Origin of the sequence: Tannerella serpentiformis (genome assembly GCF_003033925.1) — a bacterium.
Taxonomy (GTDB): domain Bacteria; phylum Bacteroidota; class Bacteroidia; order Bacteroidales; family Tannerellaceae; genus Tannerella; species Tannerella serpentiformis.
In genome coordinates this window covers 2,580,089-2,603,767 of sequence record NZ_CP028365.1, presented here as the reverse complement: position 1 = coordinate 2,603,767, position 23,679 = coordinate 2,580,089, and the positions used below count along the sequence as shown (strand labels likewise).

The 23,679-nt window shown below is 58.6% G+C and carries 19 protein-coding genes and 1 tRNA gene; 2 read left to right on the top strand and 18 right to left on the bottom strand.

All coding sequences use genetic code 11. The annotated features are described in order from the left end of the window. Nucleotides 1–4: 4 nt before the first annotated feature. The 18 genes from fldA to C7123_RS10910 form a co-directional block, all read right to left on the bottom strand. Nucleotides 5–496, bottom strand: coding sequence for a flavodoxin FldA (fldA, locus tag C7123_RS11000; RefSeq protein WP_037978724.1), 492 nt, complete (start codon nt 494–496; stop codon nt 5–7). Nucleotides 497–619: 123 nt separating this feature from the next. Next, nucleotides 620–1,147, bottom strand: coding sequence for an alpha-ribazole phosphatase (cobC, locus tag C7123_RS10995; RefSeq protein WP_069175060.1), 528 nt, complete (start codon nt 1,145–1,147; stop codon nt 620–622). Next, nucleotides 1,132–1,929 carry an adenosylcobinamide-GDP ribazoletransferase gene (locus tag C7123_RS10990; protein ID WP_069175059.1) on the bottom strand — a complete coding sequence of 266 codons (798 nt, stop codon included), beginning with the start codon at nt 1,927–1,929 and terminating at the stop codon, nt 1,132–1,134. Before C7123_RS10990 ends, cobC begins: the two co-directional genes overlap by 16 nt. A 140-nt stretch (nt 1,930–2,069) precedes the next feature. After that, a complete protein-coding gene (locus C7123_RS10980) occupies nt 2,070–2,474 on the bottom strand; it encodes a DoxX family protein (protein WP_069175058.1) in 405 nt (134 codons plus the stop codon). Nucleotides 2,475–2,532: 58 nt separating this feature from the next. After that, nucleotides 2,533–3,579: a nicotinate-nucleotide--dimethylbenzimidazole phosphoribosyltransferase gene (cobT, locus tag C7123_RS10975; protein WP_069175057.1), complete on the bottom strand. Its 1,047-nt coding sequence runs from the start codon at nt 3,577–3,579 to the stop codon at nt 2,533–2,535. Between the two features lie 27 nt (nt 3,580–3,606). Further along, nucleotides 3,607–4,116: a bifunctional adenosylcobinamide kinase/adenosylcobinamide-phosphate guanylyltransferase gene (gene cobU / locus C7123_RS10970; protein WP_069175056.1), complete on the bottom strand. Its 510-nt coding sequence runs from the start codon at nt 4,114–4,116 to the stop codon at nt 3,607–3,609. A 621-nt stretch (nt 4,117–4,737) separates the two neighbouring features. Beyond that, nucleotides 4,738–6,237: a histidine ammonia-lyase gene (hutH, locus tag C7123_RS10965; protein ID WP_069176348.1), complete on the bottom strand. Its 1,500-nt coding sequence runs from the start codon at nt 6,235–6,237 to the stop codon at nt 4,738–4,740. A gap of 13 nt (nt 6,238–6,250) precedes the next feature. After that, entirely contained in the window at nt 6,251–6,883 is a 633-nt protein-coding gene (locus C7123_RS10960; RefSeq protein WP_069175055.1) for a cyclodeaminase/cyclohydrolase family protein, read from the bottom strand. Between the two features lie 47 nt (nt 6,884–6,930). Next, nucleotides 6,931–7,290, bottom strand: coding sequence for a four helix bundle protein (locus C7123_RS10955; protein WP_069175054.1), 360 nt, complete (start codon nt 7,288–7,290; stop codon nt 6,931–6,933). 118 nt (nt 7,291–7,408) lie between these two features. After that, nucleotides 7,409–8,668, bottom strand: coding sequence for an imidazolonepropionase (hutI, locus tag C7123_RS10950; RefSeq protein ID WP_069175053.1), 1,260 nt, complete (start codon nt 8,666–8,668; stop codon nt 7,409–7,411). Next, a complete protein-coding gene (locus tag C7123_RS10945; protein ID WP_069175052.1) occupies nt 8,665–9,048 on the bottom strand; it encodes a hypothetical protein in 384 nt (127 codons plus the stop codon). Before C7123_RS10945 ends, hutI begins: the two co-directional genes overlap by 4 nt. 376 nt (nt 9,049–9,424) lie before the next feature. Beyond that, complete coding sequence (gene ftcD / locus C7123_RS10940) at nt 9,425–10,321, bottom strand: glutamate formimidoyltransferase (RefSeq protein ID WP_069175051.1); 897 nt, start codon at nt 10,319–10,321, stop codon at nt 9,425–9,427. Between the two features lie 220 nt (nt 10,322–10,541). Continuing rightward, complete coding sequence (locus C7123_RS10935) at nt 10,542–11,081, bottom strand: ClbS/DfsB family four-helix bundle protein (RefSeq protein WP_069175050.1); 540 nt, start codon at nt 11,079–11,081, stop codon at nt 10,542–10,544. 68 nt (nt 11,082–11,149) lie between these two features. Then, a complete protein-coding gene (locus tag C7123_RS10930) occupies nt 11,150–13,135 on the bottom strand; it encodes a urocanate hydratase (RefSeq protein ID WP_069175049.1) in 1,986 nt (661 codons plus the stop codon). 1,056 nt (nt 13,136–14,191) lie between these two features. Next, a tRNA-Gln gene (locus C7123_RS10925) sits at nt 14,192–14,262 on the bottom strand. A 69-nt stretch (nt 14,263–14,331) separates the two neighbouring features. Beyond that, entirely contained in the window at nt 14,332–15,624 is a 1,293-nt protein-coding gene (gene tyrS / locus C7123_RS10920) for a tyrosine--tRNA ligase (RefSeq protein WP_069175048.1), read from the bottom strand. A 202-nt stretch (nt 15,625–15,826) separates the two neighbouring features. After that, nucleotides 15,827–17,059 (bottom strand): Cof-type HAD-IIB family hydrolase, encoded by a 1,233-nt coding sequence (locus C7123_RS10915; protein WP_069175047.1) that lies wholly within the window; start codon nt 17,057–17,059, stop codon nt 15,827–15,829. A 13-nt stretch (nt 17,060–17,072) separates the two neighbouring features. Next, nucleotides 17,073–17,534, bottom strand: a complete 462-nt coding sequence (locus C7123_RS10910) for an Lrp/AsnC family transcriptional regulator (protein ID WP_037979519.1) — start codon at nt 17,532–17,534, stop codon at nt 17,073–17,075. A 1,137-nt stretch (nt 17,535–18,671) separates the two neighbouring features. Here C7123_RS10910 and C7123_RS10900 point away from each other — a divergent pair. Both C7123_RS10900 and C7123_RS10895 read left to right on the top strand, forming a co-directional pair. After that, nucleotides 18,672–22,226 (top strand): ATP-binding protein, encoded by a 3,555-nt coding sequence (locus C7123_RS10900; RefSeq protein ID WP_083206844.1) that lies wholly within the window; start codon nt 18,672–18,674, stop codon nt 22,224–22,226. Between the two features lie 5 nt (nt 22,227–22,231). After that, a complete protein-coding gene (locus C7123_RS10895; protein ID WP_394365942.1) occupies nt 22,232–23,572 on the top strand; it encodes a sigma-54-dependent transcriptional regulator in 1,341 nt (446 codons plus the stop codon). Nucleotides 23,573–23,679: the final 107 nt, after the last annotated feature.

The window sequence follows — 23,679 nt, the reverse complement described above, 5'->3', positions numbered from 1 at the left end:
CTCATTAAAGCGATGCTACCCAGTTGCTGATGCGCTCGTCGGTTTTGTCCGACTCGTTCACCTCGTCGATCGGGAGACCAACGAACTGTCCGTCAACAACGGCGTCAGAGCCGTCGAAGGTGTAGTCCGACGGATCTACGCTGCCTACGAACGTGGCGCCCGAATCCTTCAGGTCGTTGTAGATCGTTCCCAGCGCGCTGCAGAAGGTGTCAGAGTAAGAGGATGAATCGCCGCAGCCAAAGAGGGCGATCTTCTTACCGGCCAAGTCGGCACCCTTGAGGGTCTCAATGCCGTCGTACCAGTCGTCCTGCAGGTCGCCGCTGCCCCAAGTGGAGCTACCCAGCAGCAGGGTGTCGTAGCCGGCTACGGTGTCGGCGGTAACTTTAGAGATCTCGTAAATGTCTCCTTGAGCGATATTCAATTTCGAGGCGATGCGGCCTGCGATGTCTTCGGTCGTACCCGTGGTCGAACCGTAAATGATGGCTGTCTTTCCCATTTCTTTCTTGTATTAAAAAATTTGCGGGGGCAAAAGTAGGAGCGGGCTGAGGCGAGGGCAATCCCTAATACTATGGATAAAAAGAAGGCATGAGTCCCCATTAGTTGGGAATTTCCGACGGGTTTACAGGGTGATACGGATGATGCCGCCGAAGGGTGTGAGCTGACGGAGTGCCTCAGCGGGAGGAAGCTGGCCGGCGTGTACACGAGCGCACATCAGCACACCACCGTGGGCAAAGAGGGCTACTCGGCTGTGACCCGTCTCCCGTAGCTCGTCGAGAAAGGCGGAGATGCGGCGCTGCATGTCGGGGTAGGATTCGCCCCCGGTGGGCGCCACATGCAGATAGTCGTCGTACCACTCCTGAATGCGGGGGTCGGTGATGGCGTCAAAGAGCTGCATTTCCCACTCGCCCATATTCATCTCTTTCAGCCGATCGTCGCGGAGGGCGTCTGGATAGCCGCAATAGGCAGCCAAGCGTGTGCAACGGCTGAGCGGACTGGTGTAGACCGCATCGAAAGTGTAGGCGTCGAGCTGTTGCTTGACACGGGCGGCCTCCTCAGGGAAAGTCGGGCGGAGGGCTACGTCGGTATGACCGTAGCAGGTGCCTGACGGCACATCCACAGAGGTGTGGCGAATCAGAAAAACATCCATACGATATTCAGCATGAAAAGGAAAGAGAGTTCGCAGAGTAGGAAGGTAGCGCCACAACAGTCGCCCGTGTAACCGCCGAGGCGATGTCGCATGTACCACACGAGCAACAGCATGGTGCCCACCGAGGCTGCCGCAGTCACCCAGAGTCCGCCGATGAGGAACTCGAAGCCTTCCCAGAAAAGCCATGCCGATCCGGCCATCAGTGGCACAAAGGCGAAAAGCAGCCCGGCGGTGAGAGAGGCGGTAGACATGGGATCGTAGACGGCTCGGATCTTGCATTCATCCTCACGGCGGACGTAAGGCAGGAGGTTGATCACCTGCGAGGCGCACCATTTGGCCCAGATGTCGCCGAGGAAGAGAACGAAGAAGAGATACCCCTCCATGTAGTCGGCCAAGATCGTGGCCGTGCAGAGCCAGAGAGCGACGTAGACAATGAGGCTCAGCACGCCATAAGTGCCGATGTGGGAGTCTTTCATAATGGCCAGCGTGCGCTCACGGGTACGACCGCCACCGAAGCCGTCGATGAAGTCAGCCAGACCGTCCTCGTGCAGGGCGCCGGTGAGGAGCAGACGTGCGGCCAAGGCGCAGATGAGGCCGAAGATGAAGGGCAGGTCGGCGGTGGCGATCAGCCAAAAGACGCCAGCCATCACGCCGCCTGTGATCCATCCGGTAAGGGGCCAGTAGGCGACGAGCCGCTTGAAACTGTCGGCGGGCACGCGATGTATCCGCCACCACGGCAGCCGCGTGAAGAACGTCAGCGCCGCAAACATGTCATCTATCATAATCTAAAAGCTAAAAACGAACAACGAACAACGAACAACGAACAACGAACAACGAACAACGAACAATGGGCAACGAACAATGGGCAACGAACAACGAACAACGAACAATGGGCAACTCTCCGACTGCATGGGAGATGGTGTTAGTCCCACCGGCTGCGGGTGGAGAGGGCGAACTTGCCACCGCCGGTGAAGAAGAGGCCCAGCGCACCGAAGAGGAAAAGGCCGGGCAACTCGGGCGCCCAACCGCCGTGGGGCGTGAGACTGAAGAGGCTGTCGGCGTAGGCCAAGAAGAGCACAAAGAGGCCCGTGCCAACCATGACGAGCGCGCCGAGGCGAGTGCGGTAGCCGAGGGCCACCATGAGCGGGGCGAGGATCTCGCCCAGGTAGACGCCGTAGCCCAGGGCGGTGGGCAGGCCGCGCTCCGTGAGCAGCGACACGATGTAGCCGAAGGCCTCGGCGTTGGCCAGCTTGCTGATTCCGTGCGGCAACATGAGCAGACCCACGGAGAGGCGGATGATGAGTAGTCCTAAATCTCGATTCTTCATATTTATAAGGGGGGGTAGTTACGCGGCTTTACCGCAAGGGGGATGTGTATAGAGGTTCTTACTTGAAATACTTCGTGACGCGTCCGCCTTCGAAGGTGTCCATCTCGTTGATCATGCGGACGGCGGAGTCGACAATCGGATAGGCGCAGATGGCACCGGTGCCCTCGCCGAGCCGCATGCCGAGGTTGAGCAGCGGACGCGCATGGAGGGCGTCAAGGACGAGCTGATGCCCCGACTCGCCGCCGCAATGGCCGAAGATGGCGTATGCCATCACGTCTGGGCAGAGCGCACGGGCGGCCAGCATGCAGTTGGTGAGGATGAATCCGTCGACGAGGATGAGCATACCCAGCTCGGCCGCTTGCAGGATGGCCCCGACGGCGGCCACCATCTCGTAGCCCCCAAAATGGCGCATGACGCTCCGTGGATCCGTCCGATCGCCGGTGTAATGGTCCAAAGCGCGGCTGAGGACACTGAGCTTGCGGCGCACGCCCTCGTCCGAGAGGCCCGATCCGGCGCCCACGCAGCGCTCCAGGGGGATGCCCGCGAGGCAGGCCATCCATATCGACGACGCAGAGGTGTTGCCGATGCCCATCTCGCCCAAGCTGACAACGTTGCAACCCTCCTCGTGGACGGCCCGGACGGCTTCGGCACCGTGCGCTATACAAGCGTCCATTTCGTCGGTCGTCATGGCCGGCTCGTGGAGGAAGTTGCGTGTGCCGCGGCCCACCTTCCGGGGGATGATGGGGAGTTCGGGCGGGAAATCATAGTCCACGCCGACGTCGATAATGCGGAGCGTGAAGCCGTGTTGCCGGCAGAGGTAGTTGACGCCGCCTCCGGTCGAGGTGGCGAAGTGGATGCACTGCTGCCACGTCACTTCGCGCGGCGAGAAGCTGACGCCCTCGGCCGTGATGCCGTGGTCGGCAGCGAAAATGAGGTTGTGCGGATGGCTGAGCGAGGGGCTGAGGGTTTGCTGTATAAGCCCGATTTGTAGGGCCAGCTCCTCAAGCCGCCCAAGCGCTCCCTTGGGCTTGGTCAGGTTGTCAATCTTTTGTTGCAGCGCCGGGCGGATCGCGTCGTCCGGCTTTCGGATATCGAAAGGATGCATATATATAAATGTGTAGTGTCGGGGGGATTATTTCACCTTCACGGGGATGCCGCTGACCATGAGGACCACCTCGTCGGCCCGCTCGGCGATGTATTGGTTCATCCAGCCTTGCAGATCGGTGAAGCGGCGTTGGATCTTGTTTTCTGACACGCCGCCAAGGCCGATCTCGTTGGTGACGAAGAGGAAGGTGGCGTCTTGCGCCGTGAGCCGGTCGAACTCCTCGCGGGCGGCGGCCAGGGCGGCCTTGACGTCGGAATCGAGGTCGAAAAAGAAGTTGGTGCACCAAAGCGTGACGCAGTCCACAACGACGACGCGCCCCGCGACATCGTGCCGACTGAGCGCCTTTTCCTCTTCGATATTCGTCCACTGTGGCCCGCGCGAGGCCTGATGTCGCTCCACCCGCCGGCGGAACTCATCGTCCCACACGCGCGCCGTGGCCATATAAACAGGACGAGCGGACAGCGATAGCGCCACCCGCTCTGCGTAACTGCTTTTCCCGGACCGTTGTCCGCCTGTGATCAATGTAATATGTGTCATCTCGCGGGCAAAAGTAGGCCTTTTGGGCGGCTGTGGGCGTTGGCACGCCGGGGGCGTCTGCGGCTGCCGGCGAAGTTGGACAAGGGCCTCCTGTGAGGCCTCATCCTTCCCGCGGCGGGGGCGGCGGCTTCTTGAAAATGCTCTTCCCGCGGCGGAAAGCGTTTTTCGGCAAAAAAGCCCCATTTCCCGTGGCGGGAAACCGATCTCCAGAAAATTTTACCGCCTTCCCGCCGCGGGAAACCGTTTTTCGAGCGATTTTTCCCCTTTCCCGCGGCGGGAAACCGTTTTTCTGAGATTTTTTTCCATTTCCCGCCGCGGGAAGGCGTTTTTCGGAGATTTTTCCCCATTTCCCGCCGCGGGAAGGCGTTTTTCGAAAGTTTTGATCGGTTTCCCGCGGCGGGAAGGCGTTTTTGAAGGTCAGCGATCGGTTTCCCGTCTCATTTTGGCGTTTCAGAAATCCCGAGATCGGTTTCGTGTCTCATTTTTGCGATACAGAAATCCGGCGATTGGTTTCGCGCCGTAAGATGACGTTTACGGCTACCCGTTCCCCAAAAAAAATCCCCCGAGCGGCGGACTTGCGGTCCGTACCCGGGGGATGTTTCGTGAGGGGCGACGGGGGATTTACAGATTGTCCACCTTCATCCGCTTGAGGAAGGCGACCGTCTTGTGGATCTCTTTGTACATCACCACATCATCGCCGATGAAGGGCACCTCCTTGCGATAGTCATGCAGCACTTGCTCCAGTACGGGCGACGTCTTCAGCGGTCGGCGGAACTCGATGCCCTGCGCGGCGTTCATCAACTCGATGGCCAGGATCAGCTCCAGGTTGTTCATCACCTTATAGAGCTTCGTGGCGGCGTTGGCGCCCATGCTGACGTGGTCCTCCTGCCCGTTCGACGAGACGATGGAGTCGCTCGAAGCCGAGAAACAGTACATCTTGTTCTGGTTCACCATCGACGCCGCAGCGTATTGCGGGATCATGAAGCCAGAGTTCAGACCCGGGTTGGCCACGAGGAACTCAGGCAGCCCGCGCAAGCCCATGATGAGCTGCGCCACGCGTCGTTCGGAGATGTTGCCCAGCTCAGCCAGCCCGATGGCAAGGAAGTCGTAGGCTACGGCCAGCGGTTGCCCGTGGAAGTTGCCACCGGAGATGATCATGTCCTCGTCTGGGAAGATGGTCGGGTTGTCCGTCACGGAGTTGATCTCGGTCAGGAGCACAGAGGCGACATAGCGGATCGTGTCCTTCGTGGCCCCATGCACCTGCGGCACACAACGGAACGAGTACGGATCCTGCACATGCTTCTTGGGCTGGGCGATGATCTCGCTGCCCTCGAGCAGACGGCGGAAAGCCTCGCCCGTCTCGATCTGGCCCTTGTGCGGGCGGATACGGTGCAGGCAGTCCATGAAGGGCTCGATGCGGCCGTCGAAGGCCTCGAGCGAAAGGGCGGCGATGAGGTCGGCCTTCTTCGAGAGGCGGAAGGCGCGCAGGAGGGCAAAGACGCCGTTGGCGCTCATGAATTGTGTGCCGTTGAGCAGGGCCAAGCCCTCTTTGCTCATCAGCTTAACAGGCGACCAGCCAAACTCGTCGAGCACACTGATGGCCTCGCACTTCTTGCCTTTATAATAGACGTCGCCGACGCCGATGAGCGGCAGGAAGAGGTTGGCCAGCGGGGCCAAGTCGCCCGAGGCACCCAGCGAGCCGCGGTCGTAGACGATAGGCATGACGTCGTTGTTGAAGAAGTCGAGGATACGCTGCACGGTGATCACCTGCACGCCACTGTGACCCAGCGACAGGGCGTGGGCCTTGAGCAGCATCATCAGCTTGACTACGACGGGCTGAATCTCCTCGCCTACACTGCAGGCGTGACTCTTGATCAGGTTTTCCTGAAGTGCGCCCAGTTCGTCGAGCGAGATGTTCTTGTTGCAGAGCGACCCGAAGCCGGTGGTGATACCGTAGAGTGGGTCGGGCGAAGAGGCGATCTTGGCGTCTAAGTAGTCGCGGCATTTCTGGATGCGTTCGCGCGCCTCGGGAGCCAGCTCCAGCTTCAAGTTCTCGTTGATGATGCGTTCGATGATCTCGAACGTCAGCTCGCCGGAGCCGATCTGATATACATTCTTCACGACCGTCTGCTGCTTAGTTGAACGCATGGGCTTTGACATACTCCAGCAGCTTGTGTTCGGCCTCCACGGCAGCGGCCTCTAGGCGGTCGGCCTCTTCCGTCATGGTTTTGACGAAAGCCTCATCCGTGATCGAGGTGAGGTTGATACGGACGTTCAGCAGGGCACCGATGACAGCCGTGCGGGCACACATCATGGCCACTGTGGCGTCGGTCACGGCGTTGCTATTGCCACGACGCGCGGCGGCGTCAATCATCGGCAACAACGCGCTGGCTGTGCGGGCTACCTCCATCGGCACCTCGGCGGCATACTTCGTCTCGCGTTGGATGGCCTCCTTACGCACGGCCTTCTCTTCGTCGGTCTCTTTGGGCAACTTGAAGGCGGCAAAGACGCGGTCGTACGCCTCGGCGTCACGATCTACGTCGGCCAACAGCTTTGCTGACTGCTCTGTCATACGGGCAGAGATCTGCTCCATCTCGTCGTTCACCTCGGCGTACTTCTTACGGCCTACGGTGAGATTGGCTACCATGGCCGCCAGCGATGCCGCCAGCGAACCGTTCAATGCGGAAACGCTTCCGCCTCCCGGCACGGGATCGTTGCCGGTCACTTTGTCAATAAATTCCTTTACGGATAAACTCTTGAGTTCCATATGAACTAAAATCTAAAAACTAAAATCTAAAAATGACGGGGACAATCCTATTGCTGCATGTTTCTCTTCGCAGTCTTCACGGTTGACACCAACATTGCCAAAAGCTCTCGACAATCTCCCATTATGGATGCGGCCATGCGTTTGTTTATATAGCCAGTATCCAAAAGCAGCGACAGCCAATACATTGTCTCGTTCGCCTCCTTCAGAGAGATTCTCATCTTATGGATGAAATCCAACCGGCTCTCACTGAACTCAGCCTCCCGAATGGAAGCCCCGATGGCTGTACCGCTTCTTTTTACCTGATTGCTCAAGACAAACTCTCTCTTTTCACGTTCGAGATACTGGACAAGTCGGATAATCCTGATTGCAAAGGCATAACTCTTCGATTGCAAGACATTGTCCCTCATCTTTTATTCTTTCTCGTTAATTCACTTCTTGAATAGGTCTAAAGGCTAAAAACCTAATCGTCCTCCGGCTGAGCGGGCTGACATTCTCGGCCTCTCCTGCCGGCAGGACTTTTAGTTTTTAGCTTTTAGTTTCTCCGTTCTTTACGACCACCTCTCCCTGCTTGATCACCGTGTCGACGATGTTCATACCCACGTGATAGGGCAAGAACTTGTACGACGGGAATTGCAGCAGCACGAGGTCGCCCTGCTTGCCGACGTCGATCGAACCGATGCGGTCGGCACGGTCGATGGCCGCGGCGCTGTTGATGGTGAAGGCTGTAACGGCCTCCTCGGGCGATAGCTTCATATAGATGCATGCCAGCGCGAACAGCAGCGGGACGGACGCGGAGAAGGAGCTGCCCGGATTGAGGTCCGTGGCCAGTGCCACCATGCAACCGGCGTCGATCATCTCCCGACCGCGGGCGAATGTCTCCCGAAGCGAGAAGGCCGTAAGCGGAAGCAATGTGGCTACTACGCCAGCGTCGGCCATCGCGCGGATGCCCGCGTCGGAGGCTTGCAGCAGGTGGTCGGCAGAGATGCAGTGTAGCTCGCCTGCCAGTTCGGCGCCGCCAAACTGCACGATCTCGTCAGCATGGATCTTCAGCTTGAAGCCTTGCTCGCGAGCGGCCTGCAGGTAACGCCGCGATTGCTCGATGGTGAAGACGTCCTTCTCGCAGAAGATGTCGGCAAACTCGGCCAACCCTTCCTTAGCAACCAGCGGGAACATCTCGCGGATGTTGAAATCGATGAACGCGTCCTCGCGCCCCTTCCATTCGGCCGGTGTGGCGTGGGCGCCCATGAAGGTGGGGACGACGTCGGCGGGGTGCGCCTCGTTCAGCCGACGCATGACGCGCAGCTGCTTCATCTCCGTGTCGCGATCGAGGCCGTAGCCGCTCTTGCCCTCCACGGTGGTGATGCCGAGGCGCAGCATGGCGTCGAGTCGGCGGCGTCCAACCTCGAACAGCTCGTCCTCCGATGCCTCACGCGTGGCCCGCGTGGTGTTGACAATGCCGCCGCCGCGGTTCATGATCTCCATATAGCTGTCGCCGCGCATGCGCCACGAGAACTCCTCCTCGCGGTATCCGCCGAAGACGAAGTGCGTGTGCGGATCGACGAAGCCAGGCAGCAAGGCCTTGCCCGTGGCGTCGATGACGGTATAGCGTTTCTTCTCAACAGGCAGTTCTTCACCCGCGCGAAGCACATGCGAGATGCGGCCTTCGGTCACGACCACCGTCCCGCCTTCTATCACATGCAGGTCGTTCATCTCGCGCCCTCGCTTACCCGCGAAGCCGCTGCATGTCACCACCTGCGATGCGTTCTTAATAATCAGGTTCTTCATTTGATCTTCTTGAATGTATGTACTGTTTGTCCCTCCACGAAGGGCACGAAGGCTCCGATCCGAAACGACCGCCCGTCGGCGCTCAGCTTGAAAGCATAGGTTTCGGCCATCGCGCTCGACAACCACCAATGCACTTGGATACTGTCGCCTTTGACCTCATACCAATAGGGGCCAGCCTTTGGACTTCCCGGTTTCCGCTTCAACTCAAACGCGTTTTTATCGGAGCGTGCATGCGCGTCGAAATCGATCGTGTCGGTTCCAGTCGTTTCGTGCACCCAGACGCCGGTCAGTCGGCCGTCCGAAGGCAGCGGGTCCGTCTTTCCGCAAGCGGATGCCATCAGTATCAGTGGGAGGACCATCCCCGTCATAAACTGCTTCATATCTATCAAGTTTTAAGTGTGAAATCTATCGGTGAAAAGCCCGGAGAGGCAGAGCTCCGACGGTCGTCGAAGAGGTAGACCCTCAGGGTTCAGGGCTCCGACAGTCGTCGAAGGGGTAAACCCTCAGGGTTCAGAGCTCCGACGGTCGTCGAAGGGGTAAACCCTCAGGGTTCAGGGCTCCGACGGTCGTCGAAGGGGTAAACCCTCAGGGTTCAGAGCTCCGACGGTCGTCGAAGGGGTAAACCCTCAGGGTTCAGAGCTCCGACGGTCGTCGAAGGGGTAAACCCTCAGGGTTCAGAGCTCCGACGGTCGTCGGAGACTTGCCCTTGATACGGTTGTACCCTTCAAAACAGCCGCTTCAGGGAGGGACAATGATTTACTCCATGATGCGCGACTCGAGCACCTGATCCATCGAGAAGTTTTCGATGCCGAGGTAATACTCCGCACAGTCGATGAGCGCCTTCATGGGCACGAGGCCGATCACCTCGGCGCCGACCACGCTCACGCCGTAGCGCTGGGCCTCCATGCGCACCATCTCGTGGGCACGGTAGACGGCTGTCCGCGTGAAGTCGGTCAGGTTCATCGACACCTGCACGATGCCACGGTCTTTCAGCTCCACGCCCATGGCCTTACAGAAGCGCAGACCGCCGCCGAGGAAGCGCACCTTCTTGGCGATAGCGTCGGCGATGGAGAGGTTGGCCGTGTTGAGGTTCACGTTGTAAGCCACGAGCGGCATACGTGCGCCGATGGCCACGGTGCCGGCCGTCGGGTGACGCTCAGCGGGGCCGAAGTCGGGCTTCCACTCGGGCTGCTTGATCTTCTCGGCCATGCCTTCGAACTCGCCTTTGCGGATGGCAGCGAGGTTCTCGCGGTGCGGTGCGGTGGCCGACTTCTCATACAGGAAGACGGGCACTCCGTAGCGCTCAGCCACCTGTGCGGCCACTTCTTTGGAGAGGGCGACGGCCTCTTCGGTCGTCGCGTTCTTGATCGGAATGAACGGCACCACGTCGACAGCGCCCATGCGCGGGTGCTGCCCCGAGTGCTTGTTCAGGTCGATCAGCTGGACGGCCTTGCCGATAGCCTCGAGCACCGCGTCACGTAGCGGCTTCGGCTCTCCGACCACGGTCACGACGAGGCGGTTATGATCCTCATCATTGCTGTAGTCCAGCAGTTTCACATTGTCCTTACCGCGGAAGCAATCCACGATTTTCTCGATTTTCTCTTTGTCGCGTCCCTCGCTAAAGTTGGGGACGCACTCCATGATTTTGTTCATTTCAAATGGGTGTAAATAAGTAGTTATGGGTAGTTTAAGTAGTTAGAGGTAGTCACATATAGGGGCTGGTGGCATGTACCCGGCCAAGTTGGCCGGCGCCCCTGGCGCCTTGATCTTCTTTTGGTTCCTTTTCTTCCCTTGATGGAAGAAAAGGAAGTCGAGGTTCAAGGGTAACGCCCCCTGCGTTGTATTGGTTGAGGAAGTTCATGTGGGAGGAGCTTCAGACTTTGCTCGTTTTGATGTGCAACTTGATCTTCTTCATCGCCCAATCGTAGTGGCTCGAAGTGGCCGAAATACAATAGGCGCCGAGTGTAGACGAGCCCGTCCAATCGAACGTGCCCTTTGCAAAGAGTTCGTCGTTGGTGAAAGCCTCGATCAGCGTCATGACCTCCCGATGGCTTTCTTTCAACCATGCCTTTGCATCCGCCAGCGGTGTCTGCTGGTGCATCTTCCAAAACTCCACATTCATCGCCGGGTACGTCTTCCAGTTGTACGGCGCGGGTAGGAACGATCGACGTTCGCCGCTACGGTTCGCGTTGATCCAATCGACCAACAATCGATGCCATTCATAAAGATGAACGAGCACGTCGCGCAGATTCTTATCCCTGCCCCAATGAGCCTCCTTGCCTGCCGTAGCCATTTCGTCAGCAAACGTGGCCTGCTGTTGGTCGTCGCTCATCCTGTCGATGAGTTTCCACATCTTCTCAAACTGTCCGTTGGCAGCAAGGATTAAATCTGTTTTTGTTGTTGGCCGTGCCATGATGCGGTGGTTTATACATGAAACTTCCTCCGATGCAGCGAGGCACCGGAGGAAATCTCTTCGAAGATTTACGCCTTCATCGCCTGTTCTATGATCTGATCATCGGCCACGAAGGGCTCGGTGATTTGGTAGCCATCGGCGTGGGCGTGGTTGAACTCGCGGACGGTGCTCATCGCGTTCGGATTGCGGGACCACGAACGACGTGCTACGCCGCCCATCACGTCCCACAACATGGCCGAACGCAAGATGCGATCAACGCGCTCGCTGCCGTCGCAGACCATGCCGAAGCCACCATTGATAGCCTTACCGATGCCCACGCCGCCGCCGTTATGCAGCGCCACGAGGCTCATGCCGCGGGCACAGTTGCCGGCGAAGCATTGCACGGCCATGTCGGCCATCACGTTGCTGCCGTCCTTGATGTTCGAAGTCTCGCGGAAGGGCGAGTCCGTGCCACTAACGTCGTGGTGGTCGCGGCCGAGCATGATCGGGCCGACCTCGCCGTTGCGCACCATCTCGTTGAATCGGAGCGCGATGTTCATCCGGCCTTCGGCGTCTTGATAGAGGATGCGCGCTTGGGTACCGACCACGAGCTGGTTCTTCTCTGCGTCTCGGATCCAGTTGTAGTTGTCCATGTCCTGCCCGCGGCGGGTCGGGTCGATGCATTCCATCGCCGCGTGATCCGTCTTGATCAGATCCTCGTGTTTGCCGCTCAGGCAGACCCAACGGAAGGGTCCGTAACCATAGTCGAACAGCTCGGGGCCCATGATGTCCTCCACGTAGCTGGGCCAGATGAAGCCATCTTTTTCGTCCACCCCATTACGCGAAATCTCCTTCACGCCGGCATCGTAGATGGCCTTCATGAAGGAGTTTCCGTAATCGAAGAAGTAGGAGCCGCGAGCCACGAGCTTACGGATCACCTCGAAATGTCGGCGCAGCGACTTATCGACAAGTTCGCGGAAGGCTTCCGGCTCTTCGCGCAGCATGCGGGTACGCTCCTCGAAGCTGATACCAACGGGGCAGTAGCCGCCCTCGTAAACGGCATGGCAGGAGGTCTGGTCGGAGAGCAACTCGATAAGGATGTTCTCACGCTCGGCATACTCGAGTAGGTCGACCACATTGCCGTGATAGGCGATCGAGCAGGGCTCCCGCCGATCCATCGCCTCGCGGGCCATACGGAAGGCTTCGGCGACGCTCTCGGCCACGTGCCCCACCCAACCCTGACTGTGGCGCGTCTCAATACGTGAGGCGTCTACCTCGGCGATGATGGCCGTAGCACCGGCTATCTCGGCTGCCTTGGGCTGTGCGCCACTCATACCGCCGAGGCCGGAGGAGACGAAGAGATGGCCGCGTAGGTCGCCGTCTTGCGGCACACCGAGTTTCATACGGCCGGCGTTGAGGAGCGTGTTGAACGTGCCGTGCACGATGCCCTGCGGCCCGATGTACATCCATCCGCCGGCCGTCATCTGTCCGTAGTTAGCCACGCCCATTTGCATGGCGATGTGCCAGTCGTGCAGGTTGTCAAACTGCCCAATCATCATGGCGTTGGTGATGATCACGCGCGGTGCTTCGGGGTGCGAACGAAAGAGGCCGAGCGGGTGGCCAGACTCGATGACGAGCGTCTGATCTTGGGTCAGCTCTTCTAAGTAGCGCTTGATGAGGTTATACTGCATCCAGTTCTGGCACACCTGCCCCGTCTCGCCGTACGTCACTAATTCATACGGGTAGAGCGCGATGTCAAAGCAGAGGTTGTTGTCGATCATCACCTGGAAGGCTTTCCCCTCGATGCATTTGCCCTTGTAGGCGTCGATGGGCTTGGCCTTCAGGTCGCCCGCCGGACGGAAACGATAGCCATAGATGCGTCCGCGCGTGCGGAGTTCTTCCATGAATTCGGGGGCCAGCTGGGCGTGAAATTCGGTGGGGATGTAGCGCAAGGCGTTCTTCAGCGCGGTGGCTGTTTGCGCCGGGGTAAGCGTGTACCCGCGGTCTGGAGCGCGGCGGATTCCCTCCACGAAGGCGGGGTAATCCGGCAGCGTGTTTCCAAGGAAAGTGTTCATAAATCGTTCGTGTTATGATGTATATATTCTGTTTGGGGGCGCAAGGTAGGGCAAAAAAGCACGGCCCAACGGGGCGCCCATGTCCGTCCACGCGCCGTCGTCCTCATCGACAACGCATCGGCGCGCCTCGAAGCCCCACCGTCTCGGCCGACACCTCATCGACCGACCGCAAAGCCCCCACTTTTTCATCGGTGGCCCATCGACCCGCGTCGGAGCCCTCATTTTTTCACTGAGTCCGCATCGCCTCGATTATAGCTTTAGATGCTGCATGTCGCCCTGCTTATACGATATGTATGATCCTACACTCCGATAGATAGATCGCTTATACATGCTGTATGACTATAAAATCCATCGGATAAATGGCTTATACACTATGTAGTCCCATTCTTTCCGTCGTAAACGAGACTGATACACACTGTCTATGTATAAAATCCTATGGATTTACTTTATATACACCATGTATAAGTATACATTCCGCTGTCGTTTTAACTCATACACTATGTATAAGTCAGAATGACGATAGAAAGAATCGCCTTACAGCATGTATAAATCCCATTTCTTGCAGCTATTTCAGCCCTACATGCGGCCTATATCTATAAGCCCTCCGAAAGAAGGTGCAAGCACTATGCGGATGTCATCCAGCCAATAGCACGTAAATTCATACTCCAGTGGATGTCATCTCAGGGGAAATGAGAGAGCCTCGACGCGAAGCAATGTCTTTTCAGTGGAGAAAATGAGACCCCGACCCGTACGGATGGCTCATCAAGGGACAGGACGAGACCTCGACGCACACGGATGCCCCATTAAGGGACAGGACGAGACCTCGACGCACACGGATGACTCATCAAGGGACAGGACGAGACCTCAACACACTCGGATGACTCGCCGGGGAACGGGATGAGAACTAAATCGAAGGGGGAGATAAAAAGAACGCTCCGAATGATCCGGCTCGAGGGGGACTCAAGCGATGTGGATCATCTGGAGACGTTCGCCTCGGATGGGGGGAGGGAGGGATCCGAGGTTCTCACTCCAAAAAGGAAGTGAGGGGAGTTATTGTTGTCTCAAGAGGATTCGAACCTCTACAAACAGAACCAAAACCTGTTGTGCTACCATTACACCATGAGACAAGCGCCGTGGTCATTTTTTTGACGCCGCAAAAGTATACACGCGGCGCATTTTTGCAAGTCCTCGGGCTGCTATTTTGCAATCAGGAGGTAGTAATTCTTCTTACCGCGCTGCACAAGGAGGTATTTTCCGGCGACTAAGGCGTCGGTCTGGACTACGCTTTCGGGGTCGGTGAGCTTCTCTTTGTTGAGGCTCACACCACCGTTCTGGACCAGCTTGCGCATCTCGCCTTTGGAGGCGAAAACGGCGGCGTGCGACGTGCAGAGGTCGACGGCTTTGATGCCGCCCGAGAGGGCGTCGCGGGCGATCTCGAACTGCGGAACGCCTTCGAAGACGGCCAGCAGCATGGCCTCGTCGAGGCGGCGGAGGGCGTCGGAGGTGGCGCCGCCGAAGAGGATGTTGGAGGCCTCGACGGCCGTCTCGTATTCGGCAGCGGAGTGCACCATCGTGGTGATCTCGCGGGCCAGGCGCTTCTGAAGCGGGCGCAGGTGGGGGGCGTCGGCCTGCTCGCGCTCGAGGGCGTCGATCTCGTCGCGGGTGAGGGAGGTGAAGATTTTGATGTACTTGGCGGCGTCGGCGTCGCTGACGTTGAGCCAGAACTGGTAGAAGGCGTAGGGCGAGGTATAGCGCGGGTCGAGCCAGACGTTGCCGGACTCGGTCTTACCGAACTTACCGCCGTCGGCCTTGGTGATCAGGGGACAAGTCAAGGCGTAGGCCTCGCCGCCGAGTTCGCGTCGGATCAGCTCTGTGCCGGTGGTGATGTTGCCCCACTGATCGCTGCCACCCATCTGCAGGCGGCAGTTTTCGTGCTGATAGAGGAACATGAAGTCGTAACCCTGGAGCAGCTGGTAGGAGAACTCGGTGAACGACATGCCTACGTTCGAATCGGCGCTGAGGCGCTTCTTGACGGAGTCTTTGGCCATCATATAGTTCACGGTGATGTGCTTGCCGATGTCGCGGATGAAGTTGAGGAAGGTGTAATCCTTCATCCAGTCGTAGTTATTGACCAGCTTGGCGGCGTTGGGTGCATCGGAGTCGAAGTCAAGGAACTTGGCCAGCTGACGCTTGATGCACTCTTGGTTGTGTCGGAGGGTGGGTTCGTCGAGGAGGTTGCGCTCGGCGGACTTCATCGAGGGGTCGCCGATCATACCGGTGGCACCGCCGACAAGGGCGATGGGCCGATGTCCAGCGCGTTGGAAGTGACGGAGCATCATCACGCCGACCAGGTGTCCGATATGCAGCGAGTCGGCTGTGGGATCAATGCCGACGTAGGCCGAGGTCATGCCTTGTTGCAAACATTCTTCCGTTCCGGGCATCATGTCGTGGATCATGCCCCTCCATCTCAGTTCTTCTATAAAGTTCATCGTGTATGGTTTATGTGTTATGATTCAAAACGGCGCCAAAAGTAGAGATTAGAGGGTAGAGGGTAGAGGGTAGAGCGTCCCCTATACCTTTTTATATATAGCGCTCAGCAGGGCGTGGTTTTCATTCCGAGATACCCCGTCCAATCCATGTCCTCCTTACGCAGGATCTGCACGCGATGTCGTACAGGATCTCTTTCATGGCTCAGCGCTTCTTCATCACGCTGTTGACCACGCGGACGGAGGAGACGAGCTTGTCGGTAGAGGTGTAGATGTTCACGTCCCAGACGTGCGACGAGCGACCTTGATGAATCACCGTGGCCACGGCGCGCACCGTATCGCCCTCGTGTGCCGAGGAGACGTGATTGCCGCTCACCTGCATGCCGACCATCATCTCGTCCGGCTGACAGAGGATCATCGACCCGAGGCCGGCCACCGTCTCGGCGAGTGCCAAGGAGGCGCCGCCGTGCAGGATGCCGAACGGTTGCCGTGTGCGCTCATCGACGGGCATAGTGGCTTCCACGCGACCCTTTGCGGCGTAGGTGTATTGGATGCCGAGGTTGCCCATCAGCGCATGCCGACCCGATTCGTTGAGCTTATCGAGTGGGATGGCCGTATCGCGGATCTCGGCCAGGATGGCCTTTTCGAGCGCCACCGCCACACCGTCCTCGGCGTTCGTCAGCGTCACCACGTCGGCGCAGGCCTTGACTGAATCCTGCGCGTTGCCCATCGCCACGCCCAGGCCCGCCAGCTGGAGCATCGGCACGTCACGGACACCGTCGCCGATGGCCACCACGTCCGTCGGGTCGATCCCCTCCTTCTCCAGCAGCACCGTGAGCGTGTTCGACTTGTCGACCGACTCGGACACCACCTCCAGGTAATAATCCTCCGACCGCAACACGTCCAGCACGCCCGCCAGCCGTCGCCGCCAATGCTCCTCGAGGCCCACGAGCGCCGCCTCATCATCGCTAACCAGCATCACCTTACACGGCGAAAAGTCCACCGCCTCGGCCCAGTTCGCCGCCTCTTCCACACGCATCCCACTCAGCCTGGCCTCATGCTGCACATGCGCGTTCCCAGCGTTGCTCGTCACGATCCGATCCTCGCGATAAGTGAAGATGGTGAAGCCACGCTTCCGCGCTCCACGCTCCAAGTAGGCCATGAATTGCGGATCGATCCGCCGTTCGAACACGCGCTCGCCGGTCGGCACATGAATGATCTGCGCGCCATTGTACGACAGCACAAAACCGCCGTTTTTATCCAGTTCTAACGCCCTCGCCAACGGCATCACGCCGTGCGTTGGCCGCCCCGAGGCCAGCACCACGCGCACGCCCATCTGTTGCACCTTGAGCAGCGTGGCGCGGGTGCGTGCGCTGATCGTTTGTTCATCCGTAAGCAGTGTGCCGTCCACATCGAGCACAATCATCTTATACTTCATTGTCGTCTGAGTTTTATATGTGTATGCCGTATTCCCTTTTCACCTCGTCCATCACGAAAATGCTGTGGATCGAACCGATATAATCGATCGTCCCAAGCACGTTCAGGAGGAACGTCTGATAGTACTTCATGTCCGGAGCATGGATCTTGAGCAGATAGTCATAGTCGCCGGCGATGTTGTAGCACTCGGTCACCTCGGGGATGGCCCGGATCCTGCGCGTAAAATCGGACGCAATCTCCCGATTGATGCGGCTCATCTTCACGGTGCAAAAGACACGGAAGCCCTGATTGAGCTTCTCAGCGTCAAGCACGGCCACATACTTTTTGATGTATCCCTTCTTCTCGAGGCGTTTGAGTCGCTCAAAAACGGGCGTGGAGGAGAGGTTGACGCATTGGGCCAGCTCTTTGGTGGTCCGTTGCGAATTTTCCTGCAGAGCACGCAGGATCTGCAGGTCTGTACTGTCTAACGTATCCATAAAATGAAAATATTCTACCGGTGAAGCCTTTCGACCGCCATCGCAGCCCATTTTTTCCATAAGGGCATGCGAAAATAGTAGGATTTTCTTTGTTGCTCTCCTATTTCATGCAATACGTAGGCGAAAAATGCTTTTGCTGGAATGGATATGGCGCCAAGGATATGCCCCCAAGGCTTGCAAGCGCCCTGTATGCTCCCGCCGACTTCCTCGTGGCCCTCTCTCCTTCCTTCTAAGCGTATAAGGGGTATTTTTCCACCCATTCGGGAGTTTCCGAGAAGATACCCAAGTATGTATCAATTGTTCGGGAATTCCCGAGAGTATGGTCAAGTATGTATCACTCGATCGGAAATCCCCGAGAGTATATTCAAGTATGTATCAATAGTTCGGAATCTCCCGAGAAGTCTATTCTATTTATAAATAGTCTTCGGAAAGTTCCGAAACGCTTATTCTGACTTTATAATCCCTTCGGGAATATCCAAATGATTTAATTTGATATGTATATCTATTTCGGGTACATCCGAAACGATTTATATGATAGGTATCTACTTTTCGGAAATATCCGAGAGCTTTATTCAAGTTGTATAGTACTTTCGGAAGTTCCCGAGCTAATGTATCAAACTGTATATATCTATCGGGGACTTCCGATCAGATTATACATCTTATATAGTATATTCGGGAATCCCCGAATAAATGAAACGTAAAGAAAATCACTCCCGGGAAGTTCCGAAGCTAATAAACACAAACAAATAGTCCCTGATCGACGCTTTTCTGGGTCCAAACTCATGTCCGTAAGGTCTTCGCAAGGCTTAGCAAGGGCCGAACGGAGGTCCGCAGACGGATATCCTGCCCGAAAAGGCATGAAAAGGGGACGTTTCATCATTTAACGAGCTTGAAAAAGGCCCATACGAGCCTCGTTGAAGGATCCAATGGGCAGAAATAGGGCCCGAATCACTCCGAAACTCGAAAGGGGAAATGAGGAAGATCCGCCTAAGCGACTCCTTCAAACAATCACTCAATAAATTCCAAGCGGCTTCTGAAGTTTTCACCCGCGGCCTCTACCTTTGGCAACTCAAAAAAGGGCCTCCCAGTCCCTCCGATTTGCGAGGGGGGCGGAAGGCCATTGCTTTGTGATCTTCTATGGATAGTTTATTAGAAACATATACGAATGGGCACGCCTTTCTGAAGATGCTACACGCCTCGGATGAGCAGGTGGCGCTCTTTGACGAACTGGCCGCGGCTGTGCCTCCACACCCGGATGCGGACTTTATGCCGATGCTGAATGCCAGCTCTGTCTCGTGGATCTTCCCCTTCATGAAGGCGCTGGACAATGCCTGCGAGACCTATCAGGGTGGCTGGGATCGGGCTATTTTGGGGCTTGGGCTGTATATACGCATCGAGGAGTTCCTGTTGGAGGATTTGCGCTTCCTGACCTATTTCCCCGAAAGCCGACACGCCCTTATCCGGTCGCGCGCGGAGCAGAAGCTACGCCGGGCACAGGTGCGACGCGAGGCACTGCGAATGCTCCGATCCGGCCTGGCGGAGGCCTTCACGACCGACTTGGCTGAGAAGGTCGAAACGCCCGGCATCCTGCTTTATCAGCCGGAGGAGAAGGCGGATCTGACTACGGCCCTCTTGCTGCATGACCCGGAGGCGTTGACCGTGGGCATCACAAATTACCTGCGCCTCATCCGCTATTTCGTGGAGCAGGAGACCGGGCTTTGCCCACCCGAATACTGGATCGAGACGTGCGAGGCCCTGATCGCTCGGGAGTGTGAGGCGATGGATGAGACGCTGCTCACGGGGCTAATCACGCCTGAAGTCCGGCAACGCGCCGAGGGGCTGGTGCGTACGGCGGGCGCACTCTTCCTGCTCTGCAAGGCGGCCGATCGGGAGATCGACATGGTGCGCCGACTGATGTTCTACCGCTACCTCTGTGTGCTGGACGAGCGCCATCTGCCGCCGCTGAAAAACCTTATGCTAAGCACCTTCCTCAAGCATAACTGCCGCCCGCCGGAGTACACGTGGGAGGAGCTGATTGGCTTCTCGCTGCCGTCGTTCGTGGGGAAGATTGCCTACTTCACGGAGAACATCCCCGAAGACCGTCGGCCGTACACGCTGGAGGGCAAAGGCCTCTTCACGCTGGCCGAACGACGCATCACGCTGGCCCCATTCGACAATCCGCTGGCGGGCCGTCGCATGCACAAGCTGCTCACGCTCTGGGACGGCAGTCTGCGCATCAACTCCTTTCAAAAGCCGACCGCGGACCTATCGGCCGTGGCGGCAGACAATGAGCTACCGGCCAAGATATGGGCGGACGCTGCGGCGGACTTTAAGCGAAAGAAGACCGTCTTCGAACGCCACGAGACGAAGGAGCTGCCCCCCGTCAATGCGTTGCTAAAGATCCGCATCACGGCCCTCCACCCGGCCTATCCCTCGCTGGCCTTCGCCACCGTCGAGGACGACATGTACGAGGGCAACGGGGCCATACACCTCAGCCAAGTCACACGCATCAAGCAACTCACCTCGCTAAGCGGCATCTTCGCTGTCGGCGATCTGGTCACGGCGCGCGTGATCGAGGTGAGCGAAAACAAACGCCTGAGATTCTCCATCCTCGACGAGATCAGTAAATCCATCGCCACGCGTTTCCATCCGGGCGAGTACACCTACGCCCGACTCATCTCCAAAAACGAGAACTCCTATCGCTGGATATCGGAAAAGGGCTATCCGCTCTATACCGTGCCCTCGCCCCTCGACGAAGTGGAGCCGGAGCTGGATGACCTCTATATGCTCCGCCTGACCCACGTCAATCGCACGGGTTACGTCCGTGCCGAGATCGAAGAAATGGCTCCGGAAGACATGGAGATCGACCCCCAGAAGGCCATCGCCGATCTGGTGGGCTATTACGTGGACGAGCGCCTGGCCGACTACACCGAGGAGGGGGTGGCGGACGAGCTGCACGAGTCGCACGCCGAAGCGCCGGGCAGACTCAGCCCGGACTACGTACGCCAGCTGATCTATTTGATCGATCTCTACACCGAATCGACCGACGACCACGTCCTGCGCTTCAATCTCTGCCAAACGGCCCGCCTGCTGGCCGACATGATTGAGGAGGCGAACATCGTGGCCTACTACGACCGACGCATTCTCTACCTCACCGAGCTGCATCACTTCATCAACCGGCAGGCGGTGACAGTCTCCGTGATCGACGCCGAGGCTATCCAGCGCTTTCCGCGATTGGCCCACGCCCGGACGGTCCTCTCCTTGTTGGCGCTGGATAAGGACGACCCCACGGCTATCGATACCCTGCGCCAAGGCATGCAGTCGGAGCGGAAGCTCACGGCCGACTTGGCGCGGCTGCTACTCATCCGGCTGCTGGCTGGCCAGACTTACCCCGATCTCTATGCCGAGGCCGACGCCGAAGTGCGCTCCCTCCTGGCCGTCGAAGAGGAGGAGGACCCGGATGGCGAAGCCGAAGAGATTGACTTTGGCCGCGAGACGAACACCCGAGAATTTAAGTCCACCATCGTGTTCCCCCCCAACAGCAATGGCATGGCCGACATTGATCGGCAGATGGAGCGCATCCTCTGGGCCATCTGCGGCTTTCTCAACGCAGAGGGCGGCGTGCTCTTCATCGGCGTGAACGATATTGGCTATCCCAAAGGCATCGAGCCCGATCTCAGCTATCTGCATGCCAATGTGGACAAGTATCAGCTCATCATCCGTAACTATATCGTCAAAGAGCTGGGCAAGGACATCAACGGACTCATCCGGTTTGACTTTCACGTCTTCAGCGGCAAGACCGTCTGCGCCATTTCTGTCCCGGCCTACCACGAGGTGGTTTTCTTCCGCGACGTGGTTTGGCAGCGCCAGGGCAACTCCACTCGTCCGCTCGACCTGCCCGACATTCGTCTGCTCAAGGAGCGTCGGAAAAACCTCCGGCCTGCCCTGCGCATCACCACACCGGCCTTTGGCGAGGCCAAGGAGGAGGCAGAGCGCGAGGTGGAGAAAGTCTTCCCCGTCAGCATCCCGACCTATACGCCCACTGCGGTCGCCAAGCCGCGGCCGACGGCTAAGCCGGAGCGACCCGCATCCCCCGCCGACGACGAGCCGGACCGCATCGCCACCTCCGCCCTCGCGCCTCGACGCGAGCAGGAGCCCACGGCCTATTTCTCCATCCTCCGCAGCGGCCATTTCGTGATCACCCACGAGGAGCCTCACCGCAGTGACGCGCGTCTGACCCTACCCATCTACGACGACGATAGCGACGGCTATCTCATCTATGTCTACGAGAACGGCTATGCCAACCGCGTCGCCGTTTCGACACTCCTCTCCAAGAAGCCCGACTACGAATACGCGAACGCCATGTTCGGCCAGTCGTCCCTCCTTTTCGCCGCCCTGGCGCGCCCGGACGACACGCTCTACCTCAAAGTCTCCTCCAAGAGCGGCGAGTACCTCCGCACCCTCTCCCTGAAAACGATCAAGCTCAACACAGACCTCTCCCTCCGCGGTACCGCCCTTTACACCGTGCCCTTTGGCCGCATCGTGCAGATCGACCTCCTCAACAAGGAGCAGGCGCGCGAGGTGGAGAACATTCGCAGCGAAACGCCGACCACACTCGGCATCCCCGCGCAATCCTTCTCCGTGATCCGTACCGCGATGTACCTGAGCGAACTCTTGAACGGCGAACGATGAAAAGCATGCTCCCCGCCACCATCCTTGTCGTCGACGACAATCGCGGCATACTCTCGGCCGCCGAGCTTCTCCTCCGCGCCCATTTTCGCCGAGTCGTGACCACCCACAATCCCGAACGCATCCGCGCGCTCATTCGTGACGAGTCGCCGGATGTCGTCCTCCTCGATATGAACTTTCACGCCGGCATCAACAGTGGAAACGAGGGTCTGTTTTGGTTGGCTGAGATCCGGAAGCTACGCCCCGCACCCACGGTGGTGCTGTTCACCGCCTACGCGGATATCGACCTCGCCGTGCGTGGCATAAAGGAGGGCGCGGCGGATTTCATCGTCAAGCCGTGGGACAATGAGCGCCTCGTCCACACCCTCACCGAGGCCTATCGCGCCCATGTCGCCGCCTCCAAGCAGGGCGCCCCACCCGCGCCCGCCATGCAGGACGCCATCTGCTGGGGCACATCGCCCGCCATGCAGCAGCTCCGCGCCCTCGTCGAGCGTGTCGCCCCCACGGATGCCAATGTGCTCATCACGGGCGAGAACGGCACCGGCAAGGGCATGCTGGCCCGCGAGCTGCACCGCCTCTCCGCACGCAGCAGGCGGCCGCTCGTGACGGTCGACATGGGCGCCGTCGTCGAGACGCTCTTTGAGAGCGAGCTCTTCGGTCACGTCCGCGGCGCGTTCACCGATGCGCGCACCGATCGCCCAGGCAAATTTGAAGCCGCCGACGGGGGCACGCTCTTCCTCGACGAGATCGGCAACCTGCCGCCCTATCTCCAGGCCAAGCTCTTAGCCGCCCTGCAAAGTCGCACCGTGACCCGCCTCGGCAGCAATCGCGCCCTCCCCGTGGATATCCGACTCCTGACCGCCACCAATCGCCCCCTCGACGAGATGGTGGCTCGCGGCGACTTCCGCCAAGACCTCCTCTACCGGATCAACACCATCCGCCTCTCCCTCCCCCCTTTACGCGAACGGCCGGACGATATCCTCCCCCTCGCCCAACGTTTCCTCCGTCGGTGGGCCGATGCCGCCGGTCGACCCATCCCCACCCTCACCGAGGCGGCCCTGCGTAAGCTCCGCGCCTACTCCTGGCCCGGCAATGTTCGCGAGCTGGAGCACGCGCTCGAGAAAGCCACCATCCTGAGTGACAGTCCCGAGATCTCCCCGGATGCTTTCGACTTCACGTCCGCCATAGTCCGCCCCACCCCCACTCCACCGACCACCCTCGAAGAGATGGAGGCCGACCTGATCCGTCGCACCATCGACAGTCACGCCGGCAATCTCTCCCACGCCGCCACCGCCTTGGGCATCTCTCGGCAGACCCTCTACAACAAGATCAAACGCTACGGCATTTGACCCATCGCCGTCCCCACACGCTATTCAATCCGGACGATTTTCTGTGTACCGGTGTAGGGGCGTATGGCATACGCCCCACAAATGCCCATGACAATGGGCAAATAATT